General features: G+C 46.9%; 14 protein-coding genes. 2 read left to right on the forward strand and 12 right to left on the reverse strand.

Annotation, left to right across the window (positions count from 1 at the left end):
- Nucleotides 1-97 precede the first annotated feature (97 nt).
- The 6 genes from ACMXI2_RS13325 to ACMXI2_RS13350 form a co-directional block, all read right to left on the reverse strand.
- Nucleotides 98-694, reverse strand: coding sequence for an RNA polymerase sigma factor (locus ACMXI2_RS13325; protein WP_483782054.1), 597 nt, complete (start codon nucleotides 692-694; stop codon nucleotides 98-100).
- Nucleotides 695-822: 128 nt separating this feature from the next.
- Nucleotides 823-2,424 (reverse strand): SusD/RagB family nutrient-binding outer membrane lipoprotein, encoded by a 1,602-nt coding sequence (locus ACMXI2_RS13330; RefSeq protein ID WP_483782055.1) that lies wholly within the window; start codon nucleotides 2,422-2,424, stop codon nucleotides 823-825.
- Between the two features lie 37 nt (nucleotides 2,425-2,461).
- A complete protein-coding gene (locus ACMXI2_RS13335; RefSeq protein ID WP_483782056.1) occupies nucleotides 2,462-6,187 on the reverse strand; it encodes a SusC/RagA family TonB-linked outer membrane protein in 3,726 nt (1,241 codons plus the stop codon).
- 185 nt (nucleotides 6,188-6,372) lie between these two features.
- Complete coding sequence (locus tag ACMXI2_RS13340; RefSeq protein WP_483782057.1) at nucleotides 6,373-7,452, reverse strand: FecR family protein; 1,080 nt, start codon at nucleotides 7,450-7,452, stop codon at nucleotides 6,373-6,375.
- A gap of 130 nt (nucleotides 7,453-7,582) precedes the next feature.
- Complete coding sequence (locus tag ACMXI2_RS13345; protein WP_483782058.1) at nucleotides 7,583-8,194, reverse strand: RNA polymerase sigma factor; 612 nt, start codon at nucleotides 8,192-8,194, stop codon at nucleotides 7,583-7,585.
- Between the two features lie 237 nt (nucleotides 8,195-8,431).
- The gene (locus tag ACMXI2_RS13350; RefSeq protein WP_483782398.1) at nucleotides 8,432-8,662 is read right to left on the reverse strand and encodes a DUF5017 domain-containing protein; all 231 of its coding nucleotides are present in this window, start codon (nucleotides 8,660-8,662) and stop codon (nucleotides 8,432-8,434) included.
- Nucleotides 8,663-8,696: 34 nt separating this feature from the next.
- Between ACMXI2_RS13350 and ACMXI2_RS13355 the strand changes: the two genes are divergently transcribed.
- The gene (locus ACMXI2_RS13355; RefSeq protein ID WP_483782059.1) at nucleotides 8,697-10,493 is read left to right on the forward strand and encodes an AMP-dependent synthetase/ligase; all 1,797 of its coding nucleotides are present in this window, start codon (nucleotides 8,697-8,699) and stop codon (nucleotides 10,491-10,493) included.
- Here ACMXI2_RS13355 and ACMXI2_RS13360 read toward each other — a convergent pair.
- Nucleotides 10,490-11,086: a DedA family protein gene (locus ACMXI2_RS13360; protein WP_483782060.1), complete on the reverse strand. Its 597-nt coding sequence runs from the start codon at nucleotides 11,084-11,086 to the stop codon at nucleotides 10,490-10,492. The genes ACMXI2_RS13355 and ACMXI2_RS13360 overlap by 4 nt on opposite strands.
- A 393-nt stretch (nucleotides 11,087-11,479) precedes the next feature.
- Between ACMXI2_RS13360 and ACMXI2_RS13365 the strand changes: the two genes are divergently transcribed.
- Nucleotides 11,480-12,721, forward strand: a complete 1,242-nt coding sequence (locus ACMXI2_RS13365; protein ID WP_483782061.1) for a vanadium-dependent haloperoxidase — start codon at nucleotides 11,480-11,482, stop codon at nucleotides 12,719-12,721.
- 96 nt (nucleotides 12,722-12,817) lie between these two features.
- Here ACMXI2_RS13365 and ACMXI2_RS13370 read toward each other — a convergent pair whose 3' ends face one another.
- The 5 genes from ACMXI2_RS13370 to ACMXI2_RS13390 all read right to left on the reverse strand — a co-directional run bounded on the left by ACMXI2_RS13370 (nucleotide 12,818) and on the right by ACMXI2_RS13390 (nucleotide 16,207).
- Entirely contained in the window at nucleotides 12,818-13,387 is a 570-nt protein-coding gene (locus ACMXI2_RS13370) for a DUF6620 family protein (RefSeq protein WP_483782062.1), read from the reverse strand.
- Between the two features lie 11 nt (nucleotides 13,388-13,398).
- The gene (locus ACMXI2_RS13375; RefSeq protein WP_483782063.1) at nucleotides 13,399-14,229 is read right to left on the reverse strand and encodes a hypothetical protein; all 831 of its coding nucleotides are present in this window, start codon (nucleotides 14,227-14,229) and stop codon (nucleotides 13,399-13,401) included.
- Nucleotides 14,230-14,232: 3 nt separating this feature from the next.
- Nucleotides 14,233-14,478 carry a hypothetical protein gene (locus ACMXI2_RS13380; protein WP_483782064.1) on the reverse strand — a complete coding sequence of 82 codons (246 nt, stop codon included), beginning with the start codon at nucleotides 14,476-14,478 and terminating at the stop codon, nucleotides 14,233-14,235.
- A 19-nt stretch (nucleotides 14,479-14,497) separates the two neighbouring features.
- Nucleotides 14,498-15,451 carry an SPFH domain-containing protein gene (locus ACMXI2_RS13385; protein ID WP_483782065.1) on the reverse strand — a complete coding sequence of 318 codons (954 nt, stop codon included), beginning with the start codon at nucleotides 15,449-15,451 and terminating at the stop codon, nucleotides 14,498-14,500.
- 432 nt (nucleotides 15,452-15,883) lie between these two features.
- On the reverse strand, nucleotides 15,884-16,207 hold the full coding sequence (locus tag ACMXI2_RS13390) for a magnetosome magnetite crystal formation protein family (protein WP_483782066.1): 324 nt from the start codon (nucleotides 16,205-16,207) through the stop codon (nucleotides 15,884-15,886).
- Nucleotides 16,208-16,210 lie beyond the last annotated feature (3 nt).

The raw sequence follows: 16,210 nt of genomic DNA on the forward strand, positions 1-16,210 counted from the left end.
ATTGTTAATCAGTGAACGTGGTCGCTTCATTAAAACGTGGTATTATACATACAGACGCGCAGCTAAATATTTAGGACCTATGGAAAAGAAAAAAAATTTAACGGGTCAGCAACCACGCCACCACGGCAGGAAAAAGGTGCCCCGACAGTTCCAGTTGCTTCCGGATAAACTGCAGCGACCTTACCAGGGAGTTCTTAACGGTGTTGGGGGAAATGGACAGTTCTCCGGCGATCTCCGGTATTTTAAGTCCCTTTTCGCGGCTTAAGAGATAGATCCGCTTTGCCTGTGGAGGCAGTTGTGCTACTGCTGTGCTTACCTGTTTCATCATGGCATTGTATACCATTGTTTCTTCTGTGGAACTGGCCGGCCTATCCGCAGTATAGTTAGATGTAATGGCGTCTATGGCCTTGTGATGAACCACCTGTTTGCGGAGATAAGAAAACGACAGGTGAAAAACGATCCGCAGCAGCCAGGAACGGGGATTTTCTATTTCCGGGAGCTTGTCGCGGCTGATCCATAACCGCAAAAATGTTTCCTGGACAATGTCATCGGTCACGGATCCTGTTTTGGTCAGATGTAATATCAGTGGCCGCAGCTCCGGAACATACCGGCGAAAGAGCATGCGGAAAGCGGTTTCATCGCCTTCCGAAATCAGCCGGAATAGTTCTTTATCGTTATATAGCTGCGCATGCATATGGACTGCCCCCTGCTAATGTAGGAAAATTTAATTGCGAATTACTATTTTCCTGGGAGGGATCATATGAAGAAGCCCCGGGGAAATGAATTCCCCGGAGCTGTTATCATTCATCTAAATTCACAGTCTTATTTCATCCACCAAACTTTTACGGTATTGGAATTACCGCCCATCTGGTCGGACTGTGTTTTATAATTTACGGTATTATTGATCGATTCCTGTTCCGGATATTGCAGCCTGTTAAAGTTCACATAAGTAGCCGGGTTGCCGTCACGCGGCGTGCGGCCGGTTCTTCTCCATAAGTTATAAGCGAGCCAGGGCTGACGGAAAAACGATAACCATTCCTGTGCATAGATCTTATCCAGCTTCTGATCGTCGGTGCCGGTAAAGGCTATTTTCGGATTAGCCAGGAATGCCGCCATCTGTACCGGCGTGGGACTGGCAGGCGCTACACTCGACCAGGCATCATTGGTAACATTGGTATTGTGCGCAATAAAGTACCAGAAATTCACGGCAGAAGTGATACCGGCGGTGTACTCCGTACCTGCGGTAACCATGTTCTTCGCTACACCGAGGCCGCGTGCATATGCTTCTGCTTTCAGGAAATGTACTTCGGCGGCAGTCAGAAACAATTCAGGCTGATAATAAATATCTCTTACTATATAATAATTAAAGGGAGAAAATTTACAGTTGTCTTTGTTGGTGATATCTGCATCCCTTTTATCCTGGTAAGGATTGGTATTGTCGCTGGCGGTGCTGCCTGGCTGAAGCGGCGCCCAGGCGCCTGCCTGGTTGGTTTCAAAAAATAACACTGCCCGCGGATCAAAGATCTGTACCGCGTTTGTACCATCTGCCATGAGGTTCCAGCAGGTAGTGCTTAAGCGTACAAATTTATGCGAGGTGAAAGACCAGAAGCGGCTGTCGTTGAGTACATAGCCCCCCAGTTTGCCCGGCCACATACCGGCATCCTCTCCTTCGCCTATCAGCGGAATACCACCCAGTGCATATTGCAGGTAAGGCGTGGCGGTAGCTGCATCCTTTTCCACTATCTGCATGGCGTAACGCAGCAGCAATGAATTGCCAAACTTCTGCCACATACTGATGTTATTGGCAAATAAAGTTTCAGAAGCGCCCAGCGATTGATAGGCTTTTCCGCCTGGTGTAGTGGCGGCAGTGGTAAGATGTTCAGACGCCCATTTCAGTTGTTCCAGTAAACTTTTGTAGATGCTTTCCTGTGAATCATACTTTGGACGGTAATTAGCGGTGTTATAAGTATACGCAAGCCCTGCCTCTGAATAAGGAATATCCCCGAACTGATCAGTGATACGCAAGGTTTTATACGCGCGCAAAATGTAGGTGATAGACTGGATATTATCCATTTCCGCTTTATCTCCGGTATAAGCATTTATCTTATCCTGGATCTGGTTCAGGTTCTGCAGCGTACCATAGTAATCATTCCAGATGTCCAGCGCGCCATTCTGCACCAGGTAACCGGAGCTACCACTAGTGGTAGCCAGCTGCGTAACCGGGTAGTAGTATTCGTTATGAATGGCCGCCTGCTCCTGCCCTTTCAGGAACAGGGTACTGATTACCCCGTTTATCATGGGCGGTATGGTAGTAGCGGTTGGTAATCCCGGCGTGGTATTGATCTCCTGGAAATCTTTGGTACAAGCGCCAAGCATGATGGATGCACCGGCTATATAAAGGAATATTTTCTTTGTGTTCTTCATGTTTTGCACATTTTAATCGGTGAGTAGATCTGTTTCTTTAAAAAGAAACCCTTACCTGGAAACCTAAAGAGCGGAAGCTCGGCATAGACATAAACTCCAGCCCCTGGGCATTGCCTGCACCGTTTACACCTTCCGGGTTGATATGATCGGGCAATGAAGTGTAGAGGTAAAAGAGATCCCTTCCTACGAGCGACAGCGATGCGGCCTGGAATACTTTTGTTTTTCTTACAAAGCTTTGTGGCACCTGGTAATTAACAGCAATCTCTCTCATCTTCACCCAGGTATTTTCCAGCACAGCGCCTCTGTTGATCCAGTCGCTTCCTTTCACACCGCCACCCAGATCGGTACTGCTCCATACGCCATAAGGCATGTATTTATAATAGTAATGCACTACGTTGTCGTTCACTTTTCCATCGGGGAACACACCGGGCAATACTACGCCCCAGTTGGTTTGTGTGCCATTGGGCGTAGTGTATGGCAACCCGCCGCCATTTCTTTCCTTCAGTGTTTCCGGCGCCTGTCCCTGTTGCATAATGGTAGCATAGGTACCGGACCAGATGTCGCCGCCGATTTTTGCATCAATGAGCGTGCTTACAGAAATGCCGCCTTTGAATGTAAAGGTATTGGTGATGCCACCGGTTAATTTAGGTGTAGCGTTGCCCAAAGGCACTAATCCGTCGGTAGCCTGGTACAGGGTACCATTCATGGCTGCATTGCCAAAAGGATTCTGCACCATCAGTGGCAGGCCGGTTTTTGGATCGTACACATAATCATGGCCGTAAATGGTACCAAACTGGTCGCCCACTCTTGCTGAAATAACCGGGCCGTGTGCGCCGCCATCGTTCCAGGCGCTCGCCATATCTACGCGGTCAGTACCATCAGACAACGACAACAATTTATTGTTGCTGTGCGCCAGGTTAAGCGATACATCCCATCCAAATTCTTTCCGGTCAATTACTTTGGCACGCAGGATCAGTTCCATGCCTGAATTTTCAAGCACCCCGGTATTCACCACAATGGTGCTTACCCCGGAGGTTATAGGCAGTGGAGAGCTGAGGATCTGGTTCCTGGATTTTCCTTTATAATACCTGAAATCAGCATTCAAACGGTTATGGAGAAAGCCTAACACAACGCCGAAGTCGGCAGTGGTGTTAATAGCTGGTTTGAAGTCCTTCGCCGGCAGTGAGCCTGGCAACAGGTTAGCCGCCTGGCCCGCGAATGTTAAACTGGAATAATTATAGTTGACCTGGTAAGGTGCAGGATCTACTGCTGCCTGCGCCCACGCTACCCTTATTTTACCAAAGCTCAGGATAGCCGGATCTGTCTTCAGCAGATCAGAAAAAACAAAACTGCCTGCAAAGGACGGGAAGAAATAAGACCACTGCCCTTTGGGTAAGGCGGATGACCAGTCGTTACGACCGGTTACATCCAGGTAAAGATAATTTTTGTACGACAGGTTAATAAAACTGTACACAGAATTCATGCGTTTACGCAACTGGCTTTCTGTTACCGGGTGCGGATTGCCGAGATAAGTACCTGTGTTCAGCGAATATACATTTGGGATCGCCCAGTTATCGTTGTAATTAAACATGCCGTACATGTCGCGCTGGTAAATAGTTCCACCCAGTGAGAACTTTGCGTTGAGCACACCGTTCAGCAGGTTTTCTTTATGCAGCGTTCCAATGAAGTCCATGTTGGAGGCGTTATCCTGCTCTGTACCATGACCATAATATCCTTTGGTAATGCCTATAACATCCGTAGGTTTATTTTTGATGGTCAGCTCATTGGTATTATTATCCAGTCCTCCCCGGAAAACAAAATCCAGGAAATCGGTGGCTTCATAATTCAGCTGTACGCCGGCCAGTAATTTACGCCTGTTTTGAACGGTGTTATTTTCAAAGATATTCCACACGGTATAGCCGCCGTTTCCCACCCACGGAAAACCGGAAAGAGTGTTCTGTGAACCGTCTTCATTTTTATAGATGCCGATATCTTCGCCGCGGTAGTTCCTGCCGGCATTGTATATCAGGCGCTTCATCCAGGAATTGGCATCATCGTTACCCAGTTGCGGAGGGTTATGATACTGGTTAACGATATAGGAAGAAGTAACCTGCACACTTACTCTTTTTGTGAGCTTCATGTTGGCGCCGAGGTTGAAGGTATTACGGTAGTAATCACTGTTAGGCAATACTGCTTCGTTATCCAGGCGGGAATAGGATGCCCGGATAGATCCCCATTCGTTACCGCCGGAAAGGGATACGTTATGTGTTGACTGTGTACCATTACGAAACAGCAGTTTAGTATTATCGGGTTGCGGCACATCTGCCTGTTGGGAACCATCCCACCAGGTGACCATTTTGCCATCCATTTTCGGGCCCCAGGAAAGACCTGAACCGGCCCATCCCACCTGGTTCCAGGTATTTACGCCAAAGGGACCGGAGCCTGTTTTAGGATCCACAAACATGCCGTTCCAGTTTTCTGTTAACTTCGGGTTGCCGTTGGCATCTGTTAAATATTGCGGCGGATCTAACGACACCATACCACCCGCACCATATTCATTCTGCAGCTGGAGGAAACGGTATGGGTCAATATTTTTATAGCCATAGGTATAGTCCACCCCCAAACCGTTGCGTTTTGCGCCTTTTTTGGTGGTGATCAGGATTACGCCGTTAGCGCCTTTACCGCCATACAAAGCGGCGGCAGTGGGGCCTTTCAGCACGCTGATGGTTTCAATATCTTCGGGATTGATCATGTTGATAGGGCTACCGAAATCTTTCGGGGAACTGGTACTGGCAGCGTTTGCGCTGTTTCCTGCGTACATGGCGCTACCGGTAGGTGCATTACGCACATCGTAAGGTTGCGCAAGGTCGTTGGCCATAGGCATACCATCCACAATGATCAGGGGTTGGTTATCGCCCTGGATGGTGTTGTTACCGCCAATAACGATGCGGGTGGTACCACCGTCCACACCATTTGGACTGGTTACATTCACGCCTGCCATTTTTCCCGCCAGTGCATTCACGATATTGGGAGCATTGGATTTAGCCACTTCTCCCCCTTTTACTTCTTCCTGTGAATAGCCCAATGTTCTTACGCTTCTTTTGATACCCAATGCAGTTACGGCTACCGCATCCAGCGAGGTTGCAGAAGTAGCCATCACGATATTCAGCACCGGGTTGGCGCCCACTGTTACGCGTTGCTGGGCAAAACCAATAGAAGAAAATACAAGGACATCTCCTTCCTTTGCATCCAGCTCAAAATGCCCTTCCACATTGGTAACGGTACCTCTGTTGGTGCCGGCCACCATTACATTCACACCCGGCAGCGGGCTGCCATCGCTGGATTTCACGATGCCGCTGATTTTTTGAAACAGCGCGTTAAACCCCTCAATATTCATGGGGGCTTCTTTCTTCAGTACAATCTGCTCATTGATCACTTCAAAAGTGATGTGCAAAGGACTGAGCAAGCGGTGTAACACCTCGCCCAGCTGCTCATCACTGGCCTTTACCGCAACGCGTTGTTTAACGGGTAATGTGCTGTTGTTGTAGGTGAAGTTTACGGCAGTTTTCTCCGTAATTGCCCTGAGGATATTACGCAGGTCGGTGGGCGGCATGTTTAATGACACCTTTTTGCTCAGTACTTCCTGTGCGTGCACATCCCGGGCGAATGTGCAGGTGATCAGGCTGAGCAGAAAACCTATTTGCAGAAGAGTAACCCTCATAAAAAATATGACAGTCCGGTTGGAGTTTGCAATTTTGTGCATAACTTCAAGTGTTTTGTTGTGATTAATGAAAACGTTAGTACGACAAATCCTTTCCTGTGGCAGTTGTCCAGACGTTACAGGAAAAAATTACAGGGTGGCGGTGTTAGTGCATCGCCACTTTTTTTTGGTTGATAGTCAAGTGAACTCAGGGATCATTTTAGCGGAATTACGAGTGAACAATACTTTTAACTACAGGGCTTCCCGGTAATATATACCTGGCCCCCGCTGATTTTATAGCTGGCATTGATAGCTGCACAAATGATTTTCAGTTTATTTTCAAATGATTCATTGGTGATGGTAGTGGTGATCATGCACTTTCCAAACACTTCCCCACTTGCATTAATTTTTATACTGTAGGCCGCTTCCATTGCCTGGAAGATGTCTGTAACGGCGGTATTATCAAATACAAAAGGCGGCGGCTCCACGGCAGGCAGCAATGCTGCCACATCGCTGGTATTCAGCGAATCGGCCACAAATGCCGAGGTACGGGTATTAAAACGGATCTTATGATTAGGTGTAACTACATAGCTGCGCTGTTCTTTATCAGCGAGGTTGTACACGGCTATTTTACCGGTTTTTACGGTTACCGTTAAATTCCCGTTTTCTGTTGTTACCCGGAAACTTGTTCCCAGCACTTTGATCCCCACTTCCGGCGTATACACAAAGAATGGCCTGGCAGCGTCTTTGGCGATATCAAAAAACGCATCGCCTTTCAGGAATACTTCTCTTTTTGGTTGTAATAAAAAGGCATCGTGGCGGATAGAGGCGCCTGCTTTCAGCACTACGGCGGAACCATCTGTCAGCCAGGCGACCTGGTTGGCATCAGTAGTATTAATGCGGGTAAGCTGCTCATTTTCCATGTGGCTGTCCAGCTTCGCGGCTACCGGCGTTTTGTTGTCTTTTTTCAGGTAGATGGATAACAGGGTGATACCTGCCAGCACTGCGGCCGCTGCCCCCCACCACCTGTAACGCGGAATCTTTCTTATGCGGGCCGGCGCCCATTCCATAGCGGGGCGTTCTTCCGCGATATGTTCGTCGAGGGCGGCGTATACTTCCTGCAGCAGCGATTCATCTACTGCGGGTTGCGGCACATTGCCCAATGCCAGCACCATACTGCGGGCTTTTTCGAGATCAGCGATCCGTTCAGGATTCGCTGCCATCCACTGCTCCCACCGGGCGGTATTGGCCGCATCGGGGCGTAACACCCATTGAACAAAGCTATCGTCCCGGATAAATTCCCAGGTATCCTCTCCAAAATGCTTCATGCAGCTGTTTTTTTTGAGACAATTAACTGCCCCTTTATCATAAGTGACAAAGACGCTCATTTTATACTCAAAAAATTTAAAGTTTTTTTAACTTAGGCGGAAAAGCCCTGCCATAGCGGGAACAGGATGATCAGAGGAAGAGGTAAAAGGTTTCCAGCAGGCGCCGGGCAAACGGAGTGGTTTCCAGCGTTTCTTTGATGCGCCCCAGGGCGTTATAAAGGAGATTGCTCACAGACTGGTACTTCATGTGCATCAGTTCTGCAATCTGGGCGTTGGTAAAGCCCATATAAAAGCGGAGGGTGATAATTTCCTGCTGCCGCCTCGATAATTTCCGGATCGCATTGTCGAGCAGGATACTGCGGGAATCACTGATTTCTGCATCAATGATCCTTTCTTCTACGGTAGATTCTACCTGGTTATGCTGGTGAAGAAATTTATCCTGCCTGCCGGAAGCAGTCCGGTATTGATAATTGGCCCTGATCAGTTTATACTTCAGGCTGCGGCATAAATAAAAGCGTATGGCCACTTCGTCGCTGATGGTATCCCTGCTATTCCACATCTCTATAAAAAGATCATGGATCATGTCTTTCAACTTCTCCCGGTCCGTACAAAACCTGAAACCGTATTCAAACAGGTACCTGGTATATTCGCGGTAAATCAGCGTAAAAGCAGCTTTATCGCCACCTTTAAATCGCTTCCATAAAGCAGCTTCCTCAAAACAAACGTCTTTTCTTGCAGGCATGCGTGGATCTTTTACGGCAAAACTGATCTTGGTATCAATTGGGTTGGCTAAAGTTTTGGATGTACCCGAAATGTAAATATTTTTTATCAATCAGTCAAATATCATTCAGATACCATAAAGGAATAACATAAAAACATCAGTAAGAAAGCCGTTTTTTAATTGTCCGTTTTACACCTGTGAATAAAGAAGGCGACATTTTTTGCCGCCTTCTTTATGACTGATTGCTTTTATAAAGTATTATGGCGTAATGTTATTTTCAGATTGCCATCTTCCAGCGTTGGTAACGGTGAACACAGGGTTAGTCCATGTTCTTTGTGCGGAAGTATTTTTCTGACCGGTGTATTTGAATGCGATGTAAACGGGCTTGCCTTCATTTACAAAATCAGTAATGTTTGTCACGCCGGAGGCGGTGTTATTGGAGGCGGTGGACAGTTCCTTGAAATCATGCTGATTTTTTAGTATATTTATCTTAACGGTAAAGTATACACCTTAATTTTCACGTATGAACAATTTTTCCAAGAGAAGGCTTTTTGATGCTGTAGCCTGGCAGTTATCCCAATTCCCTAAACCTGATATGCTTGCGGCTAAGATCAACGGACAATGGAAAACCTATGACACTGCCAGTGTTGTTGAAATTGTAAATCGATTCAGTGCGGGACTGCTGCAACTGGGTGTTGGCGGGAACGACTTTACGCCCGAAGGCGCCGATAAAATTGCTATTATCAGCAACAACCGTCCGGAATGGGTATTCACGGATCTGGCCGTGCAGCAAACGGGCGCCGTGCTGGTGCCCATCTATCCTACTACCAACCCTGCCGAGCTGCAATTTATCCTGAAAGATGCGGCGGTAAAATATATGTTTGTGAGCAGTAAGGAATTGCTCGATAAAGTAAACAGTATCCGGGAAGGGGTTCCTTCTTTACAACATATTTACACCTTTGATGAAATACCCGGCGCCACACACTGGTCTGTTATTTCAGCGCAGGCTACTCCCGCTTTGCTGGAGCAGGTGGAAAGCATCAAAGCGGGTATCGATCCTCATCACCTGGCCACCATCATTTATACTTCCGGAACCACCGGCACACCCAAAGGTGTGATGCTGTCGCACCATAATATTGTGTCGAATGTTTTATTGTCAAAAGAAAGTTTTCCGTTTGAAGATGCGCCGCAACCCTGTAAGGTGTTGAGTTTTTTACCGCTGAATCACATTTTTGAGAAGTGCGTAACTTATATCTACCTGTATAGCGGTATCAGTATTTACTATGCGGAAAGCATGGATACACTCAGCGCCAACCTGAAAGAGATTAGTCCGGATGGCTTTACTACCGTTCCACGTCTGCTGGAAAAAGTATTTGAAAAAATAATGGCTACAGGCAGCGAATTAACAGGCATCAAACGTAAACTGTTTTTCTGGGCAGTATCCCTTGCCGGAAAGTATGATAACAATATCAGCGGAGGCGTATGGTACAACCTGCAGCTGGCCATTGCCAATAAATTAATATTCAGTAAATGGCGGCTGGCGCTCGGTAATAAGATCCGGTTTATAGTAACCGGTGGCGCTGCCTGCCAGGAAAAACTGCTGCGTATTTTTAATGCCGCGCAGATCCCTGTGTATGAAGGATACGGGCCTACCGAAAACAGTCCGGTTATTTGTGTGAACCGGAAAACACCGGGTGGTACAAAGTTTGGCACCGTAGGTCCGCCCATCAACGGTATTGAAGTAAAGCTGGCAGAAGATGGTGAAATCTGTGTAAAGGGCCCATCGGTAATGATGGGGTATTATAAACGTCCTGATCTCACCGCCGAAACGGTTATTGATGGCTGGTTGCACACCGGGGATGTGGGATCATGGATAGATGATAATTTTTTGAAAATAACAGACCGCAAGAAGGAGCTGTTTAAAACCAGCGGTGGTAAATATGTAGCCCCCCAGCCTATTGAAAATAAATTCAAGGAAAGTCCTTTTATTGAACAGATCATGGTGGTGGGCGAAGGGGAGAAATTTACAGGCGCTTTGATTGTTCCTGCTTTCACCTACCTGAAATACTGGATGAACCAGCAGAGTATTCCTTACACTACCAATGAAGATGCGGTTAAAATACCGAAGGTACTGGACATGTACCAGGAGGTAGTGAACAATTACAACCAGCACTTTAATCATGTGGAACAAATTAAGAAGTTTGAACTGCTTACCGGGGAATGGAGTATTGCCGGCGGGGAAATGACGCCAAAGCTCAGTCTGAAAAGGAAGGTGGTCACGGAAAAATATAAAAATACAATAGCAAAAATATATAGTTAGGAAGATGATTTCCGGAACTCTTTCACAATGCGTATCACTACTGGGATGGTGACCGTAACGATGATAACAATGATAAAATATTTGAGATAAGGTTTCAGAAAAGGCATGTTGCCAATGAGATAACCGGCCAGTACGAAACTGAATCCGTATGCTATGGAGCCAATGGTTACAAACAAAAGGAACCGGCGGAAACCAAGTCCGATCATCCCTGCCACAACAGGTGCAAACGTGCGGATGAGTGGAAGAAATATACCTGCTGTTAGCGCAGTGGCGCCATACTTTTTATAGAATGCTTCTGCTGATACGAGGTATTGCCGGCGGAATATCCCGGAGTCTTTCTTATTCTTCAGCAGATGGCCGGTTTTCCGGCCAATCCAATACCCGGTTACATTACCGGCAATGGCGGCAATGGCGCACAGCGCGCAAACCACCAGTATATTATAATTGAAATTCCCGTTGGCCGTTAGTACGCCTGCAGTAAACATCAGGCCGCCGCTGGGCAGGAAGAAGCAGAAAAACAATCCTGTTTGTCCGAATACCGAAAGGAATACGATGAGTAACCCTCCATAGCTGATTAATGATTCAGCATTCATACTATATTTAATTTTAGGAGCTGTTATGCGCTGATAAAAATTTCTTTTATTAAGATAGATTTTCCTGCCTGAATCCGGGTACTCACGGATCATTTACAATTTAAACTTTTATTCAATTAAAAAAAGCACGCACTACGCTGATTGGCTGCGTAACCGTTTGCTACTTTAGTAGGGTAAATCCAAATACGCTGATTGCTGTACGAATGCCTCTCCCTGATGAGAGACGCCGGAATTGTTTGTATCTAACCACTTTATGTTAACCTTAAAAAGAAAGAAAAAATGAAATCTTATTGTTTGTTATCCCGTTGTGCGGGACTTTTTCTCCTTGTCAGTATAGTGGCATGTAAAAAAAATGACACGCTTCTTCAGTCTGTTCCTGATGCATCGAAAAACATGATAGCCGGTACGCTGGTATCCGGTGGAGACGTGGCCGTCCCTGTTTCCTGGTATGCACTGGAGCTGAAGCTGATAAAAGAAACGCCTGGGTTTAGTCCACCCGTGGCAGCCAGGGCTATTGCCTACACAGGCGTTGCGCTCCGCGAGGCAGTATTGGGCGGTATGAACGGAGCGCCTTCGCTGGGCGGACAGCTAAACGGGCTTGGTCGTCTTCCCGCACCGGAAAGATGGAAGCGGTATAACTGGGCCATAGCTGCCAACAGTGCGATGGCGCAGATTATTAAAAGCCTTTTTGCCAATGCCAGTGTTGAAAACCTCCAGCTGATTAACCAGTTGGAAAGCGACAACCTCCAGGCACATACGGACAGCTGCTCACCCGAAGTGGTGACCCGTTCCATCAGTTTTGGCAAATCAATCGCCAGCGCTATTTATCAATGGTCTGCTTCAGACGGGGGAAAAGACGGCTACCTGAACAACTTCCCTACCGATTATACGCCGCCGGTAGGACCCGCTTACTGGGTACCCACTCCGCCACTTTTCCAGCGCGCCATGTTACCTTACTGGGGAAAGAACCGCCCAATGGTTAAGCCTACGGCTGCTGATTCAGCAGTGATACCGCATCCTGCTTTTTCAACAGATACTTTCAGTACCTTCTACAAGGCCGCGTATTTTGTTTACCAGAAAGGAAAAACACTTACACCGGAAGAAACACTCATTGCCCGGTACTGGGCAGATGGCGGGGGGACCTTCACGCCTCCAGGTCACCTGATTGCACTCACCACACAACTGGCTACGGAGCAACACCTGAGCCTCGGCCAGGCAGCTACATTGTTTGCACAGGTAGGAATAGGCCTGAACGACGCAGGCATCCTTTGCTGGAAATATAAATACCAGTATAACCTGCTTCGCCCTGTTACGTATATCCATTCGCATATAGACAGCAGCTGGTCGCCGCTGATAGGCACTCCTCCTTTTCCGTCGTACACATCCGGTCATGCTACTTTTACCAGCGCGGCAGGCAATATCCTGGCAGCACGATTTGGCAGCGGCTTCGTATTTACGGATAAACAAAAAGTACCGGAAGGATTCTCACCGCGTTCTTTCAACAGCTTCACTGATATGATTACTGAAGCCTCCATTTCAAGAGTGTATGGCGGTATTCATTACGACTTCGACAGTGAAACCGGTAGCCTCACCGGAAAGGGCTTAGCCCAGCGGGTGCTGTCGTTGAACTACTAAAGAAATTGTATGTTCCGGTCAGGCGCCCAAATGAGAAAAGGCTGTATCATGTGATGCAGCCTTTCTCTTTATTTGGAGTCTTACAAAAGAATATCTTTAAAACTCGATATCATCTGCTACGTTTCCACCCTGCTTTTCAGCAAACAACTGCTGATACTTCGCCTGGTAGGCCGCCTGCCGTTGATTATACCCGGCATAATCAGCCTGGATATCCCGGTGGATCTGGTCATTCCATAAAGACGCAGCAATCTGGAAGTCTCCGATGGGAATTCCGTAATTGTCCATGATCCATTGCGCGCCGTCCAGGCCATAATCGTAGGCTACCTGCCTGGCCACTTCCAGCTCCTGGTAGAAGTCTTTATCCTGTTTAATTTTTTCGATATTGCCCGCACCGAGTGGCGAAACACCGGCTTTTACGCCGCTGAACTTCGGATGCTGATCAGCCTGGCCAAAGTACTGGCCAAAGAGGGTAACAATGTGGAAGGTTTCGTCCTGCTTCATCCGCTCAGGCCATAGCAGGTTGACTTCCTGCCAAACGGGTAATTCAACCCCTAAAGCCTTTGCTACCTCATCTTCACTTAAACCGCTGCCGAGTCTCGCGCAGGCGGCGCCGTAATCTTCTAATGTAATGCCGTGAATAGGTTCTAATAATGGATTACCAGACATATAATTTCTATTTAAGGATGATGATTAATATTGTATTCATTCATTAAACGCCCGTAGAATTTCTCATTTTCCGTTACCATATCCGGTACTATCTTATTCCATTCATCAAACATGCATCGCAGGTAGTGCCGGTACAAGTCCGGGTTCTTCGGGCTACTGGCTTCATAGCTCCGGAGCAAATGAGCCGTTCGCTGCTCTGCCAGGCTGCGGGCCTGATGCAATACCATACGCGCTCCCGTAGAAGGACTGAAAGTATTCTGCGACTGGCAAAACGGGCAGGTAATATAAGTATCAATAAAAAACATTTTGGGAATAGTGATATTGCCGCCACACTGTTTACAACTGAATTTATCACGTATCCGTTCAAATGCTGCCAGTTCTTCCTGGTATGCGGATTCCAGGTCCTGTTCTCCGGCAGCGCCCTGGAGCAGGGAAATGGAATGGTTTATTCTCTCTTCAAAAACATTATGCCGGTTCAGGCAAGCCATCCTGAAAGTATACAGCTTACTGTAATATTCACTGCCAGCCCTGGAAGCAACGGAGGGAAGCGTCGCTTCCGCTTCATGTATAAAGCAAACAATATTGTCTTCCCGGATCTCATTCGCCTTATTCCGCATCTGGTTAATTTGTCCTATCAGCCCGGAAAGCATATGGATGTGCGCGCGTTTATAAGGATCTGTGTCCTGGCGGAAAACGTTCTGCAGTTCAGGCACGGCAGCGGTGTTCATCTCTTCCATCCGGGCTTCCAGCTTATCCAGGAAAACAAACCATCTCTCCTGCCGGGTCCTCATCTCTTCGATCAGGGCAGTGTTCTCATATTTCTTATTGAATAAATTGAACATCACTTATGAATTATTTTCCTTTTTGATATTCACGCCATCCGTTAGCCTGGTATCCATGAATATAAAACCGCAGTAGGCACAGGCAGTAAGTCCCTTGTGACAGGCTCGTCCTGCACCGCATTCCGGGCAGTCACGAATATCTATTTTGGCTTCTTCGTTTGTTATTTCGCCGCCATAATTTTCCTGGGTCTCCACTTTATTTTTGAGCTGTTCCAGGTAGGCTTGTATCCTCTTCTTTTCCGCTGCCATAATACCTGCAGGTTGAGGGTTAAAGTAATTTCAGCAGTTCTTCCTTTTTGGCAGCGTACTCGGGTTCTGTAATCAGCTGCGTATCGAAGAGCGCTTTCAGTTGTTTAAGTCTTTCCGTAATATCTGTTGCGGGAGCGGGTTTGGGCTGCATGGCTCCCTGGGTAACCATATTGGTGATCAGGCCCATCGTTACCGCCTGCCGGGCGCCGTCTCCTATATCAGCATGTTCTTTGTCCATCGCATTGGCGATGCTGTACTGCGAAAATTTACTCATGTCTGTTACCATGTTCATACCGGTAACTTTGTCGTATTGTTTAAGTACTTCTTCCGGCAGGGTGATGCTGGTAATGGTGAAGCGGGTAATTTCCAGGCCAAAGTCAGTGAAGTATGGCTGAAGGAGAGGTTGTATTTTTTCGTTTAACCCGGAAATATTACCTGCTGCATCTACCACGGAAATTTGCGCCAGTGCAAGTACTTCGGCAAACTTCGGTGCTATAAAATCGCGTAACTGTAATTCCAGCTCTGTAATACCGAGCCGTGGCCAGGTACCTGCATATTCTTTGAAGAACTTTGATACGTCTGTAATACGGATATTATACGTACCAAAAGCCCTCACACGTACCTGCCCAAAGGTGGCATCCTTCATTAACACCGGTGCGGGGGTACCCCATTTGAGGTTAACAAACTGATGGGTGTTGAAAAAATAAATGTCTGCTTTAATGGGGCTTTCAAAACCATATTTCCAGCCCCGGAGTCTTGTAAGGATTGGGATATTTTCGGTTTTCAGGGAGTGCTTCCCGGCAGGAAATACGTCTGCCAGCTGCCCTTCGTTGAGAAAAAGGGCGTGTTGACTTTCCCTTACTGTAAGTACTGCACCATCCTTGATTTCCTTATCGGCGTCAGCAAATTTCCACATTAACGCATTAGGATCCGGTGTTACAGATTCAATGATTTCAATAAAAGGTAATCCCATCGGGCAAGATTTAAGTATTCGGCGCTTTGACCGTAAATAGCATGTCGTTTATAGCATCCAGTATTTCCGTTTCAAATACTTCCTGTCGCTTTCTTCCTTTCTTAGTATCCGGAAAATAGTCGCTGACAGCATAATTCCTGCCAAACCTGTCCTCAGTTTCCCATCAACAGCTTTCCCGTTATACAATGCCATCACTACAAGTTTAAGATTACCAATGCACCTATTAACAGGCTGCTCACCTTTGCTCCACGGGTTGGATTATTGTATAGGATAAATATGATCAGACCAGATAATAAAAGGGCCAACAAACAATAGAGTGCTGTCTGGGATTTCTTTATATACACATTACCTTCCCGGGTAAAATATTGAAGCGGCTGCATGCGGTAATTTCTAATATGGCTATATAATTAATAACAGATCTCCGGATCCTGATTAATTGATAAATGAAAATTTGTTCTCAAATACTTTACCGAACACAGGAACAGGTTTTTCTGCCTGGTTAGCTGCATTGATGATTCCCAGTATCCAGAATATAAGGATCACATACCCGATCAGGCCCAGGAAAGATAAAGACGGCACCAGGTGCGCTATAACAGTTAAGGCAATATTGAGCAGGATACTCACAATGGCGAGTCCTAACGACTGCCTCAGGTGATATCTGAGCAGGCTGTCTGATTTCTCTTTCCCGGAGAAGTAGGCAATGAGCCAACCGATCAGGGTTACATATGATAAAATAGATAATGTTTTGCTGTTCATGGG

This window comes from Chitinophaga sp. G7 BAM 1005, assembly GCF_057126945.1.

What these genes read in the sequence shown, in the direction of transcription:
- ACMXI2_RS13325 (WP_483782054.1), bottom strand. Translation starts at nt 694, where the DNA reads ATGCATGCGCAGCTATATAACGATAAAGAACTATTCCGGCTGATTTCG.
- ACMXI2_RS13330 (WP_483782055.1), bottom strand. Translation starts at nt 2,424, where the DNA reads ATGAAGAACACAAAGAAAATATTCCTTTATATAGCCGGTGCATCCATC.
- ACMXI2_RS13335 (WP_483782056.1), bottom strand. Translation starts at nt 6,187, where the DNA reads ATGCACAAAATTGCAAACTCCAACCGGACTGTCATATTTTTTATGAGG.
- ACMXI2_RS13340 (WP_483782057.1), bottom strand. Translation starts at nt 7,452, where the DNA reads ATGAAGCATTTTGGAGAGGATACCTGGGAATTTATCCGGGACGATAGC.
- ACMXI2_RS13345 (WP_483782058.1), bottom strand. Translation starts at nt 8,194, where the DNA reads ATGCCTGCAAGAAAAGACGTTTGTTTTGAGGAAGCTGCTTTATGGAAG.
- ACMXI2_RS13355 (WP_483782059.1), top strand. Translation starts at nt 8,697, where the DNA reads ATGAACAATTTTTCCAAGAGAAGGCTTTTTGATGCTGTAGCCTGGCAG.
- ACMXI2_RS13360 (WP_483782060.1), bottom strand. Translation starts at nt 11,086, where the DNA reads ATGAATGCTGAATCATTAATCAGCTATGGAGGGTTACTCATCGTATTC.
- ACMXI2_RS13365 (WP_483782061.1), top strand. Translation starts at nt 11,480, where the DNA reads ATGATAGCCGGTACGCTGGTATCCGGTGGAGACGTGGCCGTCCCTGTT.
- ACMXI2_RS13370 (WP_483782062.1), bottom strand. Translation starts at nt 13,387, where the DNA reads ATGTCTGGTAATCCATTATTAGAACCTATTCACGGCATTACATTAGAA.
- ACMXI2_RS13375 (WP_483782063.1), bottom strand. Translation starts at nt 14,229, where the DNA reads ATGTTCAATTTATTCAATAAGAAATATGAGAACACTGCCCTGATCGAA.
- ACMXI2_RS13380 (WP_483782064.1), bottom strand. Translation starts at nt 14,478, where the DNA reads ATGGCAGCGGAAAAGAAGAGGATACAAGCCTACCTGGAACAGCTCAAA.
- ACMXI2_RS13385 (WP_483782065.1), bottom strand. Translation starts at nt 15,451, where the DNA reads ATGGGATTACCTTTTATTGAAATCATTGAATCTGTAACACCGGATCCT.
- ACMXI2_RS13390 (WP_483782066.1), bottom strand. Translation starts at nt 16,207, where the DNA reads ATGAACAGCAAAACATTATCTATTTTATCATATGTAACCCTGATCGGT.